This is a genomic window from Acinetobacter sp. 251-1 (assembly GCF_030329305.1).
Taxonomy (GTDB): Bacteria; Pseudomonadota; Gammaproteobacteria; order Pseudomonadales; family Moraxellaceae; genus Acinetobacter; species Acinetobacter piscicola_A.
Genome location: NZ_JACANS010000001.1, coordinates 1 through 21,159 on the forward strand (window position 1 = coordinate 1; position 21,159 = coordinate 21,159).

20 protein-coding genes are annotated in these 21,159 nt (G+C 38.9%); 12 read left to right on the forward strand and 8 right to left on the reverse strand.

Going from position 1 to position 21,159, the window contains the following annotated elements; translation table 11 throughout:
- Nucleotides 1–250: 250 nt before the first annotated feature.
- Both HX129_RS00005 and pnuC read right to left on the reverse strand, forming a co-directional pair.
- Nucleotides 251–559 (reverse strand): hypothetical protein, encoded by a 309-nt coding sequence (locus HX129_RS00005; protein WP_130072973.1) that lies wholly within the window; start codon nt 557–559, stop codon nt 251–253.
- Nucleotides 560–571: 12 nt separating this feature from the next.
- Nucleotides 572–1,150, reverse strand: coding sequence for a nicotinamide riboside transporter PnuC (pnuC, locus tag HX129_RS00010; protein ID WP_130072974.1), 579 nt, complete (start codon nt 1,148–1,150; stop codon nt 572–574).
- 287 nt (nt 1,151–1,437) lie between these two features.
- Here pnuC and HX129_RS00015 point away from each other — a divergent pair, with 287 nt between their 5' ends.
- Nucleotides 1,438–2,223, forward strand: a complete 786-nt coding sequence (locus HX129_RS00015; RefSeq protein ID WP_372404172.1) for a crotonase/enoyl-CoA hydratase family protein — start codon at nt 1,438–1,440, stop codon at nt 2,221–2,223.
- A gap of 132 nt (nt 2,224–2,355) precedes the next feature.
- Here the strand turns inward: HX129_RS00015 and rnk are convergent, their stop codons facing one another.
- The 3 genes from rnk to HX129_RS00030 all read right to left on the reverse strand — a co-directional run bounded on the left by rnk (nt 2,356) and on the right by HX129_RS00030 (nt 5,326).
- Nucleotides 2,356–2,760, reverse strand: a complete 405-nt coding sequence (gene rnk, locus HX129_RS00020) for a nucleoside diphosphate kinase regulator (protein WP_130072976.1) — start codon at nt 2,758–2,760, stop codon at nt 2,356–2,358.
- 160 nt (nt 2,761–2,920) lie between these two features.
- On the reverse strand, nt 2,921–4,174 hold the full coding sequence (glyA, locus tag HX129_RS00025; RefSeq protein ID WP_130072977.1) for a serine hydroxymethyltransferase: 1,254 nt from the start codon (nt 4,172–4,174) through the stop codon (nt 2,921–2,923).
- A 258-nt stretch (nt 4,175–4,432) separates the two neighbouring features.
- Nucleotides 4,433–5,326, reverse strand: a complete 894-nt coding sequence (locus HX129_RS00030; protein WP_286435831.1) for a DMT family transporter — start codon at nt 5,324–5,326, stop codon at nt 4,433–4,435.
- A 193-nt stretch (nt 5,327–5,519) separates the two neighbouring features.
- On the opposite strand from HX129_RS00030, the gene HX129_RS00035 reads away from it, so the two are divergent.
- The 3 genes from HX129_RS00035 to argG all read left to right on the forward strand — a co-directional run bounded on the left by HX129_RS00035 (nt 5,520) and on the right by argG (nt 8,376).
- On the forward strand, nt 5,520–6,371 hold the full coding sequence (locus HX129_RS00035; RefSeq protein WP_130072979.1) for a LysR family transcriptional regulator: 852 nt from the start codon (nt 5,520–5,522) through the stop codon (nt 6,369–6,371).
- A 13-nt stretch (nt 6,372–6,384) separates the two neighbouring features.
- Nucleotides 6,385–6,843, forward strand: coding sequence for a hypothetical protein (locus tag HX129_RS00040; protein WP_286433099.1), 459 nt, complete (start codon nt 6,385–6,387; stop codon nt 6,841–6,843).
- A 189-nt stretch (nt 6,844–7,032) separates the two neighbouring features.
- A complete protein-coding gene (gene argG, locus HX129_RS00045) occupies nt 7,033–8,376 on the forward strand; it encodes an argininosuccinate synthase (RefSeq protein ID WP_286433100.1) in 1,344 nt (447 codons plus the stop codon).
- Nucleotides 8,377–8,439: 63 nt separating this feature from the next.
- On the opposite strand, the gene HX129_RS00050 is transcribed toward argG, so the two are convergent.
- Nucleotides 8,440–8,682, reverse strand: a complete 243-nt coding sequence (locus HX129_RS00050) for a hypothetical protein (protein ID WP_286435833.1) — start codon at nt 8,680–8,682, stop codon at nt 8,440–8,442.
- A 212-nt stretch (nt 8,683–8,894) separates the two neighbouring features.
- On the opposite strand from HX129_RS00050, the gene HX129_RS00055 reads away from it, so the two are divergent.
- From HX129_RS00055 to HX129_RS00065, 3 genes are read left to right on the forward strand one after another with little or no spacing between them, the layout of a single operon-like run.
- Nucleotides 8,895–9,143, forward strand: coding sequence for a hypothetical protein (locus HX129_RS00055; RefSeq protein ID WP_286433101.1), 249 nt, complete (start codon nt 8,895–8,897; stop codon nt 9,141–9,143).
- A 5-nt stretch (nt 9,144–9,148) separates the two neighbouring features.
- Entirely contained in the window at nt 9,149–9,439 is a 291-nt protein-coding gene (locus HX129_RS00060; RefSeq protein ID WP_174493093.1) for a hypothetical protein, read from the forward strand.
- A 1-nt stretch (nt 9,440) separates the two neighbouring features.
- The gene (locus tag HX129_RS00065; protein ID WP_286435835.1) at nt 9,441–11,057 is read left to right on the forward strand and encodes a PepSY-associated TM helix domain-containing protein; all 1,617 of its coding nucleotides are present in this window, start codon (nt 9,441–9,443) and stop codon (nt 11,055–11,057) included.
- A gap of 75 nt (nt 11,058–11,132) precedes the next feature.
- On the opposite strand, the gene sbmA is transcribed toward HX129_RS00065, so the two are convergent.
- Complete coding sequence (gene sbmA, locus HX129_RS00070; RefSeq protein WP_286435837.1) at nt 11,133–12,332, reverse strand: peptide antibiotic transporter SbmA; 1,200 nt, start codon at nt 12,330–12,332, stop codon at nt 11,133–11,135.
- Nucleotides 12,333–12,583: 251 nt separating this feature from the next.
- On the opposite strand from sbmA, the gene HX129_RS00075 reads away from it, so the two are divergent.
- The 4 genes from HX129_RS00075 to HX129_RS00085 all read left to right on the forward strand — a co-directional run bounded on the left by HX129_RS00075 (nt 12,584) and on the right by HX129_RS00085 (nt 15,165).
- Nucleotides 12,584–13,162, forward strand: coding sequence for a DJ-1/PfpI family protein (locus HX129_RS00075; protein ID WP_130072986.1), 579 nt, complete (start codon nt 12,584–12,586; stop codon nt 13,160–13,162).
- Between the two features lie 124 nt (nt 13,163–13,286).
- Complete coding sequence (locus HX129_RS17760) at nt 13,287–13,454, forward strand: hypothetical protein (RefSeq protein ID WP_165353036.1); 168 nt, start codon at nt 13,287–13,289, stop codon at nt 13,452–13,454.
- On the forward strand, nt 13,396–13,554 hold the full coding sequence (locus HX129_RS00080) for a hypothetical protein (protein ID WP_194088751.1): 159 nt from the start codon (nt 13,396–13,398) through the stop codon (nt 13,552–13,554). The genes HX129_RS17760 and HX129_RS00080 overlap by 59 nt, the downstream gene beginning before the upstream one ends.
- A gap of 60 nt (nt 13,555–13,614) precedes the next feature.
- A complete protein-coding gene (locus HX129_RS00085) occupies nt 13,615–15,165 on the forward strand; it encodes a hypothetical protein (protein ID WP_286435839.1) in 1,551 nt (516 codons plus the stop codon).
- 57 nt (nt 15,166–15,222) lie between these two features.
- Here the strand turns inward: HX129_RS00085 and HX129_RS00090 are convergent, their stop codons facing one another.
- Nucleotides 15,223–16,845, reverse strand: coding sequence for an inorganic phosphate transporter (locus HX129_RS00090; RefSeq protein ID WP_130072988.1), 1,623 nt, complete (start codon nt 16,843–16,845; stop codon nt 15,223–15,225).
- Between the two features lie 446 nt (nt 16,846–17,291).
- Between HX129_RS00090 and metH the strand changes: the two genes are divergently transcribed.
- Nucleotides 17,292–20,981 carry a methionine synthase gene (gene metH / locus HX129_RS00095; RefSeq protein WP_286435841.1) on the forward strand — a complete coding sequence of 1,230 codons (3,690 nt, stop codon included), beginning with the start codon at nt 17,292–17,294 and terminating at the stop codon, nt 20,979–20,981.
- Nucleotides 20,982–21,159 lie beyond the last annotated feature (178 nt).

Consider the following 21,159-nt stretch of genomic DNA (forward strand, 5'->3'; position numbering starts at 1 on the left):
CCACTTACCCAAGTTACGCCTTAAATTTGGATCAATTAGGGGCGCTTTGCATTTCAAATCTTTGTGCAACAAAGCCTCACACATATAAAAAAATAATATGAATTATTTTGCATAATAAAATGATCACGATGATCAGTGTTTAAAGCATGCATCAATAATAAATAATATGTACTGTATTTCTGAATAAAAAGATAGACTTTATAAATAAAATCATAAATTTAATTATTCAACTCAGCAGCGCTTTTGTGATTTAGTCTTCCTTGGAATCACTCAAAATCTTCTCAAATCTGTTATTTTTGCCAGTATAAATCTTATATTGTGATGAATATTCAATGATTAAATATATATCCCGATATTCAATACGAATATCAAACTCATCAGCACCATCGTCTAAGCCCGTGACTGTCCATGTCGTCCCCTTTGGAAAATCATTTAGCCATGCTGCATGATAAAAATCTGCCAATGAGTCAAAATTTAAATAACATTCAGGTTGAGCCTTAATTTTGTCTGCAAGTTGTTGAAACTTTTGCTTTTGCATCGCAATCAAATCAATCAACATAGCCTGTGACCTTTAAGTACTCAGCTTGAGCTGTTGCTTTTGTTTGACCTGTGTCCATTGCCACCATCCAAAGGCTGCCATTGCCACAAATGCCGCATATAAACCTGCAGTGAGAAATAAATCTTTGTGAATAAACATACCCACATAAATAATATCAACGAAAACCCATAAAACCCAAGTTGCAATATGTTTACGGCTAGTCCAATAAGTCGCTAACAAACTAAATGCGGCCAACTGTGAGTCCAACCAAGGCAAAGCGGCATCTGTAAAATGATGTAATGACCAGCCAAAAACAAAACCACCCACAGCAGCTAAAATCATTTGCCCTACAACCAACTTTATAGCGATGGGCTCAATACGAATCTCATGATCTTGTTGTTTACCTTTAAGCCATTGATAAAAACCGTAAAAATTCACCATAATAAACAAAAACTGTAAAATGGTTTCACCATACAGTTTATATTCGTAGAATAAATAGGCATATAAAATAAAGGCAAGAAAGTTAAACAGCCAACACCACATACTTCGTTTTATGGTCAATGCCACCCCGATGACACTAATGATCACGGAAAATATTTCTAATGGGGACATACGTGGGCTACCCTAAGGAAGAAGTGCTTATTATGAAAAAATACACTGTGAATGCAAGTCTAATTCGCAGGATTATGCATATTTATGCCGTAATTTATCTCCACATCCTTTGATGTCTATACACTTTTCTCAATTACGCTCGCCAACACATCTCACGCTACTATTTTCAATAACATCAACAGGCACTATAAGCGTAATCGTCACATTTTTGAATTTGACAGTTTTCTCATAACCCATTAAAACTTAAATCACACACCACACTCAACACTATAAAAGAGAGAATAATAATGTCAGTACAAGGAAAAGTGAGCCGTGAAATCCGTGGTCATATTTTTTTAATTGGACTCGACCGTACCACTAAACGCAATGCTTTCGACAGTTACATGATTGAAGATTTATCATTAGCATTGACGGAATATGAAAATAATCCTGAACTACGCTGTGCTGTGATTTTCGCACATGGTGACCATTTCACTGCTGGCTTAGATTTAGTCGAGTTACAACCTAAACTTGCTGACGGTGTATTCAATTTTCATCATGATATTGTCAATCCTTGGGGTACAGTCGGTCGGCAACGCAGTAAACCGTTAGTCACAGCGGTACAAGGTTACTGCTATACTGCAGGTATTGAACTTATGTTGAACTCGGACATTGTGGTTGCCAATGAAAATACCCGATTTACTCAAATTGAAGTACAACGTGGCATTTTACCCTTTGGAGGTGCAACAGTGCGTTTTGTACAGGCTGCAGGTTGGGCAAAAGCCATGAAATATATCCTGACAGGTGATTTATTCTATGCACAAACCGCTTATGAAATGAACTTAGTCACAGAAGTAGTCGAAGGCAATAACCAATTAATCCGTGCGATTGAACTGGCTGAACGGATCGCTCAAGCTGCCCCACTTGCAGTACAAGCAACGCTCAAATCGGCGCATCAAGCATTTCTACAAAGTCCCGAAGCAGCTTTTGCCAATCTACAAGAATTGCTCAGCCCATTACTTGGTTCACAAGACGCACAAGAAGGTGTGATGGCAATGTTACAACGTCGTGCTCCACAATTTAAAGGCAGATAATGTAAAGCTTTCATCTATGGATTTAATTAATTGTGTTTAAAAATAAAAATGCTTTCAAGATAGTGAAGTGCCTACTGTTGTAGCAAATGATGATTCTCATAATAAAGCCATCATGATGATGGCTTTAAATACTTAAATAAATTTCCCTTCACGTTCAGGTTGATACAGAACTTTTTCAATTTTGACTTTCATGGTGTGACCATCGGGTTGTGGCCATTCAATTTCCTGACCTTCAGCTAAGCCAATAATCGCAGCACCAATTGGGGCAAGAATATTGACTTGACCTTTATCCCCTTTAAAGTCATGTGGATACACCAAAGTAATTTCTGTTGCTTCTGTTGCAGGCGCAATTGTAATCAACACTTTGGCATTCATCGTCACAATATTGGCAGGAATATCCTGTGGTGCAACCACATCTGCACGTGCCAACTCATCTTCTAAATGTTCCATTGTGGGTGTTAATTTAGTTTGATGTTCAAGCATCGTTTCTAAACGATGTAAATCTTGTTCTGTAATTACAATCTTCGGTTGAGCCATGTACTTCACTTCCTTTAATTTATATGATGAACGAGCAACAGCAATAAAAATTTAATGTCTAACTTCCACTTATAACAGAAATTATGACAATTGAATAATCCACTCACTTTTTTAAAGCTATAAAAAAAGCCCCCTTGAGGGGGCTTTCTCAAGTCAATGCTTATTTTGCATAAACAGGGAATTTAGCGCATACAGCTTCAACTTTCGCTTTCACTGCATTAATTACTGCTTCATCACCTTTCGCATCTAAAATATCTGCGATCCAACCTGCAAGGTCACGTACTTCAGCTTCACCGAAACCACGAGTTGTGACAGCAGGAGTACCAATACGAATACCTGAAGTCACAAATGGAGAACGTGGGTCATTTGGTACAGAGTTTTTGTTCACTGTAATGTGAGCAGCACCCAACCATGCATCAGCATCTTTACCTGTAATGTCTTGTTTAATTAAAGACAATAGGAACAAGTGGTTTTTAGTACCACCAGATACAACGTCATAACCACGCTCAATTAGCACTTCAGCCATTGCTTGTGCGTTTTTCACAACTTGTTGTTGGTAAGCTTTGTACTCAGGAGCCATTGCTTCTTTAAAACAAATTGCTTTCGCAGCAACTGCATGAACTAAAGGACCACCTTGGTTACCAGGGAATACAGCAGATTGAAGTTTTTTCTCAATTTCTTCATTTGCTTTAGCAAGGATTAAACCTGAACGTGGACCACGTAAAGTTTTATGTGTCGTCGTTGTTGTGACATCAGCAATTTGCACTGGGCTTGGGTAAACACCCGCAGCAACAAGACCTGCAACGTGAGCCATATCTACGAATAAGTAAGCGCCAACTTTGTCCGCGATTTCACGGAAACGTTGCCAATCTACGATTTGGCTATAAGCAGAGAAACCAGCCACGATCATACGTGGTTTATGTTCTACAGCTAAACGTTCAACTTCTTCATAATCGATTTCACCAGTTTCTGGATTTAAACCGTATTGAATCGCATTATATGTTTTACCTGAGAAACTTACTTTTGCACCGTGCGTCAAGTGACCACCGTGAGCAAGACTCATCCCAAGAACTGTATCGCCTGGGTTAAGAAGTGCAAGGTAAACTGCTGAGTTTGCTTGAGAACCTGCATGCGGTTGAACGTTTGCATAGTCAGCACCAAAAAGCTCTTTAGCACGATCAATCGCCAATTGTTCGATCACGTCTACATATTCACAACCGCCATAATAGCGTTTGCCTGGGTAGCCTTCTGCATATTTGTTAGTGAGTTTTGAGCCTTGTGCTTCCATTACTGCTGGTGAGCAATAGTTTTCAGAAGCGATTAACTCAATATGCGCTTCTTGGCGAGCATCTTCATTCGAGATTGCTTGCGCTAATTCAGGGTCAAATTCAGCAATAGAGATATTGGCAAACATTAGCGAGGTCCTATGAAATGTAGGGCTTTTAAGCCGTGCTAAGATTGGCGCATATTGTAGCATGAAGTTTTTAAAGATTGAGAATGAACTTTACTCAGTTTTTCATAAAAACTTCTTTATATTGCAACAAAACTGTTTTATGAGGTCAAATTAATGCTTTGGATTTAAAGCTAAGTGCTTTCAAAGTTAAAAAATAAATGGAACTTATCTGTTGAACATTTAATCTAAGCTTTGAATATCAATATTTAAAAATACGCATTACTTAGTAGTGAACAGAATTTTGGGTTTTAAAGCACTAAATAAAATCCCCACAGCAATCAAAATCGCCCCTGTCCAAATATAAAATGTTAATGGCTCGTGCCACAACACATAGCCGAAAAATAAACTGAGAATTGGGATACTCATTACGGAAATGGATGCCACAAAAGTATCAACTTGACTCACAATCCAATTCCACAATGCAAATGCAGCACCTGTACCAACCACGGCAATATAAAGCAAGAGTGAATCATTCAATGGATTCAGCCATACTTTCGGATCAACAGTTTCAAATGTTAGAGATCCGATAAGCAACACCACCCCACCGAGCAACATTTGCCAAATCGTCAATTTGATTTTGTCATAATTCGCAAAATTCTTTTTAATATAAACAGTCGTCATTGCCCAGAAAAAGCCTGATAGAATCAAACACACTTGACCAAGCAATGCCATATTCAAATGTAAATGTTGCAACTGTGGCCAAAGAATTGCTGTTAATCCTAAAAAGCCGAAAAGCAAGCCGAGCATTTTTTGTGAGTTCAACCGTTCTTTTAAAATAAAGTGTGCCAATATTCCGACAAAAATAGGCATCGTAAATACCAAGACTGCTGACAGACCCGAATCAACGAATTGCATGGCAAAAGTTTGAGTTGCATAAAAACCAAAACACATCAAAAAACTTGAAATAATAAGTTTTTTCCACTCATTACGTTTAGGTAAGATGGATTTCTGTATCAGTTTCTGCGCGAGCATTAAAGTCAATGCCGCCAAAAGCAAACGAACTGAAATAAATAAAAATGGCGGGAAGATTTGCAAAACATGTTTAACAACGCCCCATAATGAGCCCCAAATCAAGCACAATACAGCAATTGCACTCACAACTTTGATATTCATTTGTCGCACTCATTAGATGGAAATTAGATGCAGTTTAAATAATAAATGACATCATGAATAATGTTATGTTTTAATGTATACATCATTTTTTTTGATGTGTGGTTTTTCTACTGTGCGTTCATGCAATAATCAAACTTAAGTGAGAAAGCATTGTTTGATGAATCAAGCGAAAATAAATAATTGAGGTATTACAATGAATATTGACATGGGTGATATTAAGTCCTTTGTGACTGTTGCAGAACTGAAAAGCATTTCTGCAGCTGCCAATAAGCTCAATTATTTACAGTCAAATATGACCGCTAAAATTAAAAAAATTGAAAATCACTATAAACGTCAGCTATTTATACGTAAACCTAAAGGCGTAGAATTAACTGAATCAGGTATTGATTTGTATCAGCAATATAAAAAAATGATGTTCACTTGGGAAGAAACTGAAAATAAGATTTACCAACAAGAAAAAAAATTGCGTTTTGGTACCAATACGAGTTTGGGTGGTATGCGTTTCTACCCTTCTTTTAAGCAACTTTGTGAAACTTATTTAGACATTTCAATCACAATGAAAACAGGCTCAACGGGTTTCATTGAAGACGAAGTTTTGTATGGAAATATCGATATTGCCTATGTTTTGGGGCACCCAAATCATAAAAGTCTGCATTATATTCATAAAGCTGAAGATGAACTCGTAGTCATTGGTAAAGATTTACATCGCTATCAAAACATCAATGATGCCTTACATAAGAAGAATATTTTATATACTTCATTAGATTGTTGTTATTGGTCAATGCTCGATAAATTATTTCAAGATTTTCAAATCGAACGCGGCGAACAAACCCATATCAATGATTATGAATCTCTTGTTAATTTTACGCAATTGGGTCTAGGGATTGCGATGGTGACCAAAACAGTTGCAAAGAAATATCACATTGAGCATTATCTTGAAATTCCTAAACCATATCGTGACATAGGCTTATACCTCATTGCACGCAATGATCATGTATTTACACCCATTGAGAAACAGTTTATTGGTTTGAATGATCAATTGTAAATAAGGAAATATCATGCACATCACAGGTTATGACTATATTTTTTATTCACCAGTAAGCTACAAAAAGTTTTTCAAACGTTTTCGCAAAAAAATTAAACAGCACCTTTGGTCAACCAATCTAGAAAGTTTTGATTATGATAAAAAAGAAGACAACATCATTGCTTATTTTCAAAAAGATTCGCTCATGGATCAATTCAGTGATGAACATGGCTATGCACTTAATACTGAAGGAGAAGGTCCATTTGCCATTTTCACCTCTAAACATCGAACACATGAAGTCCAAAGTTTTGTACGTGATTTAAAATCCACAGTGGATGGAGAAGAATTTAATGATGAATCTCGTATAACAACTGTATATATCTGTAGCAAAATTTATCGTTATACCCTCGTGCTACCAGCCGATATTGATACAGATCCATTCTCAAAGCTGATCCATGCATGTGCTTTCACATCTCTCAAGAAAAATAAGTAAGCATTTAATCGCAAAGCTAAATCATCCCTAGTAAGCAAAACAAATTTTCCATTTAAAAAATGAATATATTTTTAAATTGCCGTTTTGATAAGGAAAACAAGTGCATTAAAAAGTGCTATCATATCGCCCATATAATTTTTTTCGGTACACCCATGCGTGTACCAATATTCGTAAAAGTTAGGAATAGCAATGACTGATAATGCAACGATCTTGCAGCATGTACCAGTAGGCAAAAAAGTAGGTATCGCTTTCTCTGGTGGTCTAGATACTTCAGCTGCTTTATTGTGGATGAAACAAAAAGGCGCTGAACCTTATGCATATACTGCAAACTTAGGTCAACCTGATGAAGATGACTATGATGCAATCCCACGTAAAGCAGAAGCTTACGGTGCGGTAAAAGCTCGCTTGGTCGATTGCCGTTTACAACTTGCATTGGAAGGTATTGCTGCAATTCAATGTGGCGCATTCCATATCAGCACTGGTGGCGTTCCTTACTTCAACACAACTCCGCTTGGTCGTGCAGTCACAGGTACAATGCTTGTCACTGCCATGAAAGAAGATGACGTGAACATCTGGGGTGATGGTTCAACTTATAAAGGTAACGATATTGAACGTTTCTATCGTTATGGTTTATTGACTAATCCAGCACTTAAAATTTACAAACCATGGTTAGACCAACAGTTCATCGATGAGCTTGGTGGTCGTGCAGAAATGTCACAATTCTTGATCGACAATGGTTTTGATTACAAAATGTCAAAAGAAAAAGCATATTCAACTGACTCGAATATGTTAGGTGCAACACACGAAGCAAAAGATCTTGAATACTTAAATGCGGGTATCAAAATCGTTGATCCAATCATGGGCGTTGCATTCTGGAAAGAAGACGTAAAAATTGATGCTGAAGAAGTATCCATTACTTTTGAAGAAGGCTTCCCTGTTGCTTTAAATGGCAAACGTATCGAAGATCCTGTTGAATTGATCCTTGAAGCAAATCGCATTGGTGGTCGTCATGGTCTAGGTATGTCGGATCAAATCGAAAACCGCATCATCGAAGCGAAATCTCGTGGTATTTATGAAGCTCCAGGTATGGCACTGCTTCACATCGCTTATGAACGCCTTGTAACTGGTATTCACAACGAAGACACCATCGAACAATACCGCATTAACGGTTTACGTTTAGGTCGTTTATTGTACCAAGGTCGTTGGTTCGATTCTCAAGCGTTGATGCTTCGTGAAACTGCACAACGTTGGGTGGCTAAAGCAATTACAGGTACTGTAACTTTAGAACTTCGTCGCGGTAATGACTATACCATCATGAACACTGAATCTGAAAACTTGACCTATGAAGCTGAACGCTTAACTATGGAAAAAGGCGATTCAATGTTCACGCCTATGGATCGTATTGGTCAATTAACGATGCGTAACCTTGACATCACAGATACACGTGCAAAATTGGGTATCTATACAGGTGCAGGTTTATTGGCTGTCGGTACAGGTTCTGCTGTTCCTCAATTAAAAGACAAAAACAAATAATTTTGAATTTGTTTCGTGTCAAAAAACCGCTCAATGTTGAGCGGTTTTTTTATCAATCTTTATTTAAGATTCACTGACAGTTTGTTTTGTGTCTATGACTTGCTGAATTTTTTGTTGCTGTTTTTGAAATTCAATTTTTTCAGCTTGCTGTTGGCGGATACGATCATATTCCTTTTGATTTTCAGCATCATTTTTTGCAGCAAAAAATACCAGAGCAATCAGTGTGACTAGAATCAGAATACCTAAACTGAGAATAAATAAAAGTTTTGTATGACTTTTTTTAGCTGTGGGCACAGTTGAATTCATGCGTTCTCATTCCTCAAGCAAAAATCAGCATCATTTTGGTGATGCACTATAACAAAAATACTGTTCAATAGCAGGTTAAATCCGTTTCTCTGATGATTTGACCTTCTGTATAAGCGACAAACAAAACATAAATAATTCTTTTTACTATTTAATAATGATTATCATTTATGTATACTATATTGTAAATATACATATCTCCGTGTTGATTCAACATGAAAATTTTAGGCATTTGCTTTGTCTTTTTAGGTGCTTTTAGCATCTATAGCAGCCACTACAATCAAAACCTATTCGCTAAACCGCTACCTCCATTATTCAAATGGCTAGGTATGAGTGCATTAATGATCAGCTTAGTCTTACTGATCATTAGCTTACCGAAACTTGTTGCCTGTCTAATTTGGGTCATGTTGTTAATTACTGTTTGGTCTTTTGCTCCATTTTTAAGCTTATTTAAACGGAAATGATTGCCATGAAAACAAAAATACAACGCCCTATGCAGCCCGATTGGTGGACAAAAACGCTTGTTGGCGCATTTTTGGGGCTGAGTCTATCGATTGCCTTGGCAAGTTTGGTGCTAGTGATCGGACTTCATTTTTTAGCACAAGCCACAATTGCACAAATTGCAATGTGGTGTATCGCATGGTTTTGGTTACCGTTATTTTTTCTGAGTTACTTATGTCGAACAGGCAAACAGGCTCTACTATTTTTCAGTATCGCCAATGTAATTGCCTTTAGTTTACTTTTTGGATTAAGGGCTTAGTATGAAAATTCGTTCAGACCTTATGAAAATTGCCAAAAACTTGCATACATGGGTTGGTGTCAGTGCTGGCATTTTGCTGTTCATCTGCTTTTTTGCAGGGGGGCTAAGTATGTTTCAGCATCAAATTAGCCAATGGGCAACGCCTGAAAAACAGCAGCTTCCACACATTCAAGTGCATCAATATGGGCAGCTTATTCAACAGGTACAAGAAAAATACCCTGCAACAGCAAACAGTTTTACCCTCAACTTTAATTCGAATGAATATCATTTTGCTCCATTGTCATGGAGTGAAAAAAGTCGAGGTGAGGGTTTTAATACCGCACAAAACACGTGGCTTGCGAGTTTAAGTGAACAAGGAGAATTGATCGTACAACAAGAAAATCTTGCCAAAGCAGGTTGGTTAATTGAACAGTTACATGAAACAGCCGGTATCCCTGGCATGCTTGGACATCATGCTTTTGGGGTCTATGTCATGGGTATTGTTGCTGTTTTATACTTTTTGGCACTCATGTCAGGGTTAATCATTTTATTACCGACATTAATCAAAGATTATTTTGTCATTCGTCCTGGTAAAAACAAAAAGCGTTTTTGGTTAGACACACATAATGTTGTAGGCATTACCAGTTTACCCTTTCATATTCTCATCAGTGCATCTGTGATTGTATTTGCATTTCATGATTTATTCTATGATGCTTTGGGCGCGTTGGCACTCAAAGGCAAACCTGTTTTTAGCCCACCAGCCAAAGAAGTGATCCATATCTCTCATCATAAAATTGATATTCAGCAGATTTTGAACAAGATTCATCAAACTGCACCTGAGTATCGAGTGGATTACATTCAATTTAGCAATTTAGATCAACCACAAAAAGCGGCTGCACGTATTGCATTATATAGCCCCGATCAAATGTTACGCGGTGCATCACAAGACTTTATGCGCATGAATCCCTATGCAGTAGAAAAATTGGATGCTAGCGGCATCAATACCCAAAACGGCACCAGTGAAAAACTCGTTAATGCCATGTTTAGTTTACATTTCGGTAGTTTTGGTGGCTTTACAGTGCGTTGGCTGTACTTAATCTTAGGTATTGGTGGTGCATTTTTGTTTTATTCAGGAAATATGTTGTGGGTCGAAACGCGTGCACGCAAACAAAAACGTGCGCAAGACCCTATTCCAACTCAGCGTAAAGATGTGGTATTTCTCGCAAATTTAACTATCGGAACATGCTTAGGCTGTATTTTAGCCATTGTTGCAACGCTGATGCTCAGTCGTATCATTTTCCAATATGTTGTGTTAAATAGCAGCAATCACTTTTTTATGTATGGTTATTATCTGATTTTTTTGGCTTGTATTGTATTTACATTTATCAAAGGGTATGCCAAAGCATTACCCATCTTGTTGATGACGATTGCAATGTGTTTAATGTTGATGCCATTGACCAGTTTAATCGGGACCTATATCCCGAGTAGTGGGATTTCTGTCTACGGCGGTACAACGTTTTGGATTGATTTTGTTGCATTGGTGGCAGCATGGGCATTTTTCAGATTTTATCAACAAGCAAAAGATCGCCAACAGAATACCGAACAAGGTTCTTTATGGGCTGTAACGAGTCAAAAGTGACATTATAATAATGTCATTGAAGGATAAATAAAAAAGAGAGCATGTTCCTATGCTCTCTTTTTTGTCATGGAACACTTATTTTTCCTCTAGAACAGATTCAAAAGCTTTTAAACGTTTATGAATCGACAATAGCTCAATGATGGTTTTCCATGAACTAATCAAATATTGAAATGATTCTCGTACCTTATCAAATACATTACCAATTTGATTTAATAAACCTAAAGTCATGGTTCCCGCTGCAATTGATGGAAATAACACCACCAAACTAAACAAAATATCAAGCTGCGCATACCACGTGCTCACCATATTAAAATAAGCATAATGAAAATATAAACGAAAATAGTTTTTACGCACGTTTTGGAACAATTCCTTTAAAGTCGCAGGTTGTGCACGGTCTGCATAGTCTTCACCATAGACCAATTCTTTACGATAGGCTGCCTCTACTTTTTGATTATTAAACTCTAAGCCAGGTAATTTCACCCCAACTACCATTAATAAAAATGTACCGAAAACTGCCCAACCGATTGCGGCCCAAACGAGCGAATATTTAATTTCACCAATCACAGGCAATACAGGAACATGTTTAGAAAGTTCAATTAATACAGGTAAAAATGCAATTAAAATCATAATTGCTTTAATAAAACTTACGCCTAACGACTCTAAAGTTGTGGCAAAACGCATGGTATCTTCTTGTACACGCTGTGATGCACCTTCTACATGACGCAACTTCTCCCAATGTGCTGTGTAATATTCATTCATTGCTGTACGCCAACGAAAAATATAATGACTGACAAAAAACGAATTCATCACAGCAACAGTAACAGCGACCATGGCAATCATTAAGAAGGTTAATGTCCCCATATATAAGTCTTGAATATTGCCCCCGCCACTACTGAGCATCTTTTGAATCAAATCCCAAAATGGGCCATACCAAGCATTGATCGCAACAGAAACTTGCACTCCAAACCAAACATTAAACAAGATAAACGCAGAACCCCATACTGACCACGCTTGCCATTGATTATTCGACTTCCATTTCCAAAACCCTGCAAATAGCGCAGTTGAAACAAAGAACCAAAGATAAAACCAAAGGAACTGTGCTGACCAAAAACGTGTCACACTAATGGGTAATTCTGTAGTCGCATACGCTTGCGGAAAACCAATCAACTCCCCCCAAGATTTACCACCGCTATACCACAACACTAAATTAATGATGAACCAAATGAGCAATGAATTAAAAAACCATTTGGGATTTGGAAAAAAAGATTTAAACATTGATACTTGATATCCTTAATATTTTTTCTAAGTGACCTGATATTAATCCTAAAAACTTAATTAAGAATAAGAAATCAAAATAATTTTTATGTATTTTAGTAACTTGCCATGTAGTTTAAAGATCAAAAAGATATTTTTAAAAAGACTTTCTCGTTGTGCAACACATTTTATCCATTGGTCTGATTAAAAGTGTCAGCTCAATCTGCTATGTTCAATGTATAACAATGATCGAGTGAAAAGAGGGAAATTACATGTCAAAACAAATTTTAATGTTGGTCGGTGACTATGTCGAAGATTATGAAACTATGGTGCCTTTCCAATTTTTGACTGGCTTAGGCTATACCGTGCATACTGTTTGTCCTGAAAAAAAATCAGGTGATACTGTCGCAACAGCCATTCATGATTTTGAAGGCGAACAAACCTATAGTGAAAAGCGTGGGCACAATTTTGCACTCAATTTTGATTTTTCAGCAGTCAATACTGCTCACTATGTCGGTTTAGTGATTCCGGGTGGTCGAGCACCTGAGTACTTACGCATGAATGCACGTATCCTTGAAATCGTTCGTGAGTTTGATACAGCACAAAAACCTATTGCTGCAGTTTGTCATGGCGCTCAGATCTTAGCTGCTGCGGATGTACTAAAAGGTCGTTTGTGCTCTGCTTATCCTGCCTGTGCAGCAGAAGTTAAACTTGCAGGTGGTCAATATGCGGAGATAGCTGTAACTGAAGCGGTGACTGATGGACATTTAATCACTGCACCTGCATGGCCTGCACATCCTGCATGGATGGCACAGTTTATTAAAGCATTGGGCGCAACTATACAACTTTAATATTACACCAATACTATATTTTGAGTCATCGCTAGACTTACAATTTCATGCCAAAAATCCGCTATTATTTTTTTAAATTTACGGTATTTATATAAGAATAAATAATAGCAAAAGGAAAAAATACATGAAGAAAATACTGAGCTTATGTACCGCTGCTTTTTTAATTTCATTAAGCGCATGCGCCGTACATACACCTGCAGGCAGCGTTGTTGTTGACCCAGATGGACATTATCATGACCGCGATCATGGCGATTTTTGCCCGCCTGGACAAGCAAAAAAAGGACGTTGCTAAATCTAAAGCCTCTATACATAGAGGCTTTTTTATTATATTTATGCAAATTATTTTATTGCCAACGGGGCGATTTTGGCAGAAATTGCCACCGTATATTTAAACTTGGCGTGGATAATGTATACATCTGTATATTAATGATGAAAAAATAGAGATTTTTTGCATGTCCACTTCACTTGACGGTTTACACTTCCCACTTGATCCTGAATCTCAAAAAGCCAGTACCTCTTCACTCGGAAAAGAAATTATTGCCGAAGCTTTGTCATTGATCGATCAAGAGAGTGCTCAAAAAGTTTTAAACGAAAAAAATTGGCGTAAAAATTATCCTCGCCATTTTAAAGCATTGGTGACACAAGGTATTGCTTCAATCAATGCACCGATTACCATTGCCAAACAAGGTTTAGCCAAAGCACATCATCGTTTTGAATTTTATCGTGATGGGCAGTCTTATGCACTCAAAGATTTCATGGCTGTGCCCAAAATCCAGCCTTTGCATACTGTGCGTTTACAAGGACAAAGTACTGCCGCACCTGAATGGTATGTGCCTTATCGTGGGAAAAAATTACAGGGACAAGCACTGCTTGAGCAAATTCAAACTTGGGAAAATAATGGTATTGTTGAACCAAGCCATGCCAAGGCTTTGCGTAATGTTATTGCTCATCCTGAATGGTTTGATTTATCTGATCGTACCATGGTGTTGTTTGGTGCTGCATCTGAAGCAGGACCACTCACTTGGTTGGCAAAATGGAAAACTAATATCATTGCAATTGATTTACCCAATGCTAAGGTTTGGCAAAAAATTCTCAACACCATCCAACAAGGGAATGCCACTTTATATGCACCAAGCACTGAGTCATTGGCTGAAAATTTATCCATAGATGAACTTAAAAATAAGCTCGGTGTAAACTTATTGACGCAAACACCTGAAATCGCGCAATGGTTAGCACAAAATCCCAATACTTTAGATTTGGCTGCTATCGCCTATCTTGATGGTGAAAAGCATGTCCGTGTTTCCATGGCAATGGACAGCATTATGAGCTATGTCAGTGCACAAAAACCTGACAGTTCATTGATGTATATGTGTACGCCTACAGATGTCTACGCTGTACCCAAAGAAGTGATTCAAGCAGCGACTGAAAAATATCAGTCACGCTCTTCAGCTGAAAAATGGCTGAGTAAAGGGATTGCCGCAGTATCCATGAAGCAATTATTTAAAGCGAATCATCAACAATTAATCAACTCTGACAATGGTCAATCTTATGGCGTCGCAGACTGTTTAGTGGTAGAACAAGGCCCAAACTATGCCTTGGCAAAACGTATTCAACAATGGCGAGCAACACTCGCACGTCATCACGGACAACGCGTTAGTATTAATATTGCCCCCTCAACCACAACAGCTTCAGTCACCAAGAATCCCTTGCTCAAAGCGGCATTTAACGGGGCAAGTTTATTTGATGTAGAAGCATTTTCACCCGAAACAACCAATGCCATCATGGCAGCATTGTGGATTCATGATTTAAAAAATCCTGAAGCAGTCGCAAATCCTGACACATTCATTGCTCACCCTTTAGAATTGATTATGGATGGTGCAAATCATGGTGGTTTATGGCGAGTTGCCTATTTAGCACGTACTGCCCTGCCATTTGCAGCGATTTATGGTTTTGCCCATGATAAGTTGCCGTTCAAAAAGCACTTTGGCAAGGAAAACAAATAATTCATAAGACACAAAAAACGCTGCAATTGCAGCGTTTTTTTATTTTTAATTTAAAGATCAAAAAACTTTTAATAACAACCAATACAATGCACCAGATAAACAAATCGTTGCAGGTAATGTAAAAATCCACGCTGACAAAATTGTTTTCACTGTATTAAAGTTCAAACCTGATTTATTTGCCACCATTGTACCTGCAACCGCAGAGTTCAAGACGTGTGTAGTTGATACAGGCATACCAAAACCATCTGCAGCAGCAATCGTTGACATTGCAACAAGTTCAGCAGACATCCCTTGACCATAGGTCATATGGTGTTTACCAATACGCTCACCTACAGTCACGACAATACGCTTCCAACCCACCATTGTGCCTAGACCTAAGGCAAGCGCAACAGCAACTTTCACCCAAGTTGGAATATATTGTAAGAACGAATCTAAGTTACTACGATATTCTTTAACAGTTTTTGCTTGGGCTGCATCCATTTTTGGCAATTGTTCAGCTTTATCCAAACGTTTAAATGCAGTTGTACTCAAGTACATGTCATTACGTAAAGATGAAACTTCAGCTTCAGGAATATCTTTTAAATCACCAAACTTGCCAACACGCTCACCTAAATGATCGGTCAAACTTGCCAAAGCAGGTACGACTTCAGGCGTAATTTCTTTGGTTTGAATATATTTGGTAATGGTATTACGCGCTTGCTCATCTGGAATATCTGAATGCTGTGCATAAATTGCAGTCGCAGTTTGTTCAGACAACTGTGAGAAAGATTGTAAATGTTGCTGATCTAAATTTTTATTCAAAGAATAAGCCAATGGCACCAAACCGATCAAAATCAACATGATCAAGCCCATACCTTTTTGCCCATCATTTGAACCATGTGCAAAACTCACACCTGTACAAGTGAAAATCAAAATCGCACGAATTAATGGTGGTGGTGGTTTATTACCTTCAGGTGGTTGAAATAACTCAAGTTGTTTCTTAAAAATCTTTTTAACGATCAAGAAAACAACTGCTGCAAAAGCAAAACCAATCAATGGAGAGAATAAAAGTGCTTTACCGACTTTCATGACTTGATCCATGTCTACACCGCTTGCACCACTAGAAGAATGCAAAATGTAGTTCATGATCCCCACACCGAGAATAGAACCAATCAAAGTGTGTGAACTTGATGCAGGAATGCCTAAGAACCATGTTCCTAAATTCCACATGATTGCAGCAATCAGCATCGCAAAGACCATGGCAAAACCTGCGCCACTGCCAACATTCATAATCAATTCAACAGGCAATAATGCAATGATCCCATAGGCTACGGCACCACTTGCTACCATTACCCCAAGGAAATTACAGAAACCCGCCCACATCACTGCCACAGGTGCAGGAAGTGCGTTGGTATAAATCACTGTTGCAACGGCATTGGCTGTGTCATGAAAACCATTGACAAACTCAAACCCCAATGCAATGAACAAAGCTGTTGCAAGCAGTACAACAGAATATAAGCTCAAAGGTGGCACATGTGCCAAATCAGCAGAAAGCTGAACACCGATATAAATAAGTGTTGAAATAATAAGCGTTAAAAACACCGGCATAAAAAACTTGGGTGTCGGAACATGAACATTCGTCGATTTACTTGAATGCGACGATTGTGATGAATCTGAAACGGGAGGTAAATTAGAATTCATGCAGACGTTTTAAGCGGATGATAGAATGCGCTTATTGTTCAATTAAATTGTGACAATTATATGACAAATAGCTGTCATATAAAGCAACATTTCTGCCTAATTATCAGATAATAAATGGGCTAAGAATATCTGTATTTGATACTTAATCATAAAAAATCAAACAATTACCATGCTTTAAACCTGCAATTTATATTCATTTAAATATTTCAACAATTTGAAATATTTGTAATATTTGCCATAAAAAATGTCATAATTTTATTTTTGCAAACTAAGCATAGCGACCTATCATGACATTTCGATGAAATTTCAAACAAAAAAGCGTCCCAATTCTCCACAAAATCAATAAAAAATATTTTCCATCGCCAAGTGGCATGAATAGCAATAAAACTGATGTGAATTCTGCTAACATATATGCCGATTTTATATTCCATCGGATTGGGTTATTTATGTCCACGCTTACCACCTTAAAAGAGCTACTTGCTCAACGGATTCTGATTATTGATGGTGCAATGGGTACCATGATTCAGCGTCATAAACTTGAAGAAGCCGACTATCGTGGTGAGCGTTTTGCCGACTGGGCATCGGATTTAAAAGGCAACAATGACCTTTTGGTCTTAACTCAACCACAAATCATTCAAGGCATTCATGAAGCCTATTTGGATGCTGGCGCAGACATCATTGAAACCAACAGTTTCAATGGCACACGTGTTTCGATGTCTGACTATCATATGGAAGATTTGGTTACAGAGATCAACCGTGAAGCAGCACGCATTGCAAAAGCCGCTTGTGAAAAATACTCAACCCCTGAAAAGCCGCGTTTTGTTGCAGGGGTGCTTGGGCCGACTTCACGCACTTGCTCTATTTCACCGAATGTAAACGACCCTGCGTTTCGTAATATTACCTTTGATGAATTAAAAATAAATTATATTGAAGCTGCACATGCCCTCATTGAAGGCGGTGCGGACATTCTGCTGATTGAGACTGTATTCGATACCTTAAACTGTAAAGCAGCAATTTTTGCAGTCAAAGAAGTCTTTAAACAAATCGGCTATGAATTGCCATTGATGATTTCAGGTACGATTACCGATGCCTCTGGCCGTACATTGACAGGTCAAACCGCTGAAGCATTCTGGAACTCTGTACGTCACGGCGACTTGTTATCTATTGGTTTCAACTGTGCCTTAGGTGCAGATGCCATGCGTCCACACGTCAAAACCATTGCAGATGTTGCCGATACCTTTGTTTCTGCACATCCAAACGCTGGCTTACCGAATGCCTTTGGTGGTTATGATGAAACGCCTGAACAAACCGCTGCCTTTATTAAAGAGTTTGCTGAAAGTGGTTTAATTAATATTACAGGCGGCTGTTGTGGCACCACGCCCGATCATATTCGTGCCATTGCCAATGCAGTCAAAGACATTGCACCACGCAGCGTGCCTGAAACTAAACCTGCTTGCCGTTTAAGTGGTTTAGAAGCTTTCAACATTACCGAAGATTCGCTGTTTGTGAATGTCGGTGAACGTACCAACGTCACAGGATCTAAAAAATTCTTACGCCTAATCCGTGAAGAAAACTTTGCCGAAGCTTTAGATGTTGCACAGCAACAAGTTGAAGCTGGCGCGCAGATTATCGACATCAACATGGATGAAGGGATGCTCGACTCGCAAGGTGCGATGGTACATTTCTTAAATCTAGTAGCGTCTGAGCCTGAAATTTCACGTGTGCCAATCATGATCGACTCATCTAAATGGGACATCATTGAAGCAGGTTTGAAATGCGTACAAGGTAAAGCGGTTGTTAACTCGATCTCACTCAAAGAGGGTTATGACGAGTTTGTGCATAAAGCACGCCTATGCCGTCAGTATGGCGCTGCCGTGATTGTCATGGCCTTTGATGAACAAGGTCAGGCAGATACTGCCGCACGTAAAAAAGAAATCTGCAAGCGTTCTTATGATGTGTTGGTTAATGAAGTGGGCTTCCCTGCTGAAGACATCATTTTTGACCCGAACGTGTTTGCTGTTGCAACAGGGATTGAAGAACACAACAACTATGCTGTGGACTTTATTGAAGCGACAGGTTGGATCAAGCAAAACTTGCCGCATGCGATGATTTCAGGTGGTGTGTCGAACGTATCCTTCTCATTCCGAGGCAACGAGCCAGTCCGTGAAGCGATTCACTCGGTCTTCCTCTACCATGCCATTAAGCAAGGCATGACCATGGGGATCGTAAACGCAGGTCAAATGGCGATTTATGATGATATTGACGCTGAACTAAAAGCAGCAGTTGAAGATGTGATCTTGAACCAAAACCAAGGTGAAAGCCATCAAGAAGCAACAGAAAAGCTGCTTGAAGTGGCTGAGAAATACCGCGGTCAAGGCGCAGCGCAAAAACAAGTTGAAAACTTGGAATGGCGTGAACTTCCAGTTGAGAAACGTCTTGAACATGCCCTCGTTAAAGGCATCACCACTTTCATTGATGAAGATACTGAAGAAGCACGCCTGAAAGCTAAACGTCCACTCGATGTGATTGAAGGTCCGCTGATGGACGGCATGAACGTGGTTGGTGACTTGTTCGGTTCAGGCAAAATGTTCCTGCCGCAAGTGGTGAAATCTGCACGTGTCATGAAACAGGCTGTAGCTTGGCTGAACCCGTTCATTGAAGCGGAAAAAACAGCTGGCCAATCTAAGGGTAAAGTCCTGATGGCAACCGTGAAAGGTGACGTACATGACATCGGTAAAAATATTGTAGGCGTAGTTCTTGGTTGTAATGGTTATGACATTGTCGACCTTGGCGTGATGGTGCCTGCGGAGAAAATTCTGCAAACTGCGATTGATGAGAAAGTTGATATCATCGGCTTGTCCGGTCTGATCACACCGTCTTTGGATGAAATGGTCTTTGTTGCCAAAGAGATGCAACGTAAAGGCTTTAATGTTCCACTCATGATTGGTGGTGCAACGACTTCTAAAGCACATACAGCTGTAAAAATTGACCCGCAATATTCAAATGATGCAGTGATTTATGTTGCTGATGCTTCTCGTGCCGTAGGTGTAGCAACCACACTACTTTCTAAAGAAATGAAGCCGAAGTTTGTAGCAGAAACCCGTGCTGAATATGAAAAAGTGCGTGAACGTATTGCCAACAAACAGCCGAAAGCCGCTAAGCTGTCTTATGCAGAATCGATTGAAAATGGTTTGAAAATTGACTTTGCAGCGAATAAACCTGCGAAGCCAAACTTTATTGGTACGCAAACGCTGACCAATTATCCATTGGAAACTTTGGTGGAATACTTTGACTGGACACCGTTCTTTATCTCTTGGAGCTTGGCGGGTAAATTCCCTGCAATTCTAAAAGATGAAGTGGTCGGTGAAGCAGCAACTGACTTGTACAACCAAGCACAAGACATGTTAAAAGACATCATCGATAACAAACGTTTTGATGCACGTGCTGTCTTTGGTATTTACCCTGCCAACCGTTCTGCTGCAGATTCTGTTGAAGTTTATACAGAAGATGGGCAAGCCGTGACGCATACTTTCCATCATTTGCGTCAACAATCAGATAAGGTTACAGGTAAACCAAACTTGTCATTGGCTGACTTTGTTGCGCCTAAAGGTGTTGCGGAAGATTACTTGGGCGGTTTCACGGTATCCATCTTTGGCGCAGAAGAAATGGCGAATGAGTACAAAGCCAAAGGCGATGACTACTCTGCAATTTTGGCGCAATCATTAGGTGACCGTTTTGCCGAAGCATTTGCGGAGCATTTGCATGAGCGCATCCGTAAAGAGTTCTGGGGCAACCAAGCATCTGAAACTTTAAGCAATGAAGAATTGATTAAAGAGAAGTATGTGGGAATCCGTCCTGCACCGGGCTACCCTGCTTGCCCTGAGCATTCTGAAAAAGCGCCATTGTTTGACTGGCTCGGTTCGACTGACAAGATTGGTACGCAATTGACCACTAGCTTTGCAATGTGGCCACCTTCATCTGTCAGCGGTTTCTACTATGCACACCCTGAAAGCCAGTACTTTAACGTGGGCAAAATTGCAGGCGATCAGCTAGAAGATTATGCAAAGCGTAAAGGTTGGACGTTGGATGAGGCGAAACGTTGGTTAGCGCCGAATTTGGATGATTCGGTTTCTTGAGTTTTTTAAATCTCCCCTAACCCTTCTTTGAAAAAGAGGGAAATGTCATGTGATTTAATGAATTACGTGACAGCTCCTCCCTTTTTAAAGGGAGGTTGGGAGGGATTAAATTGATTTAATAATACGCCTTGAATTCTCTGATAAAACAATCATATAGATATGAAATATAGTCTAGTAG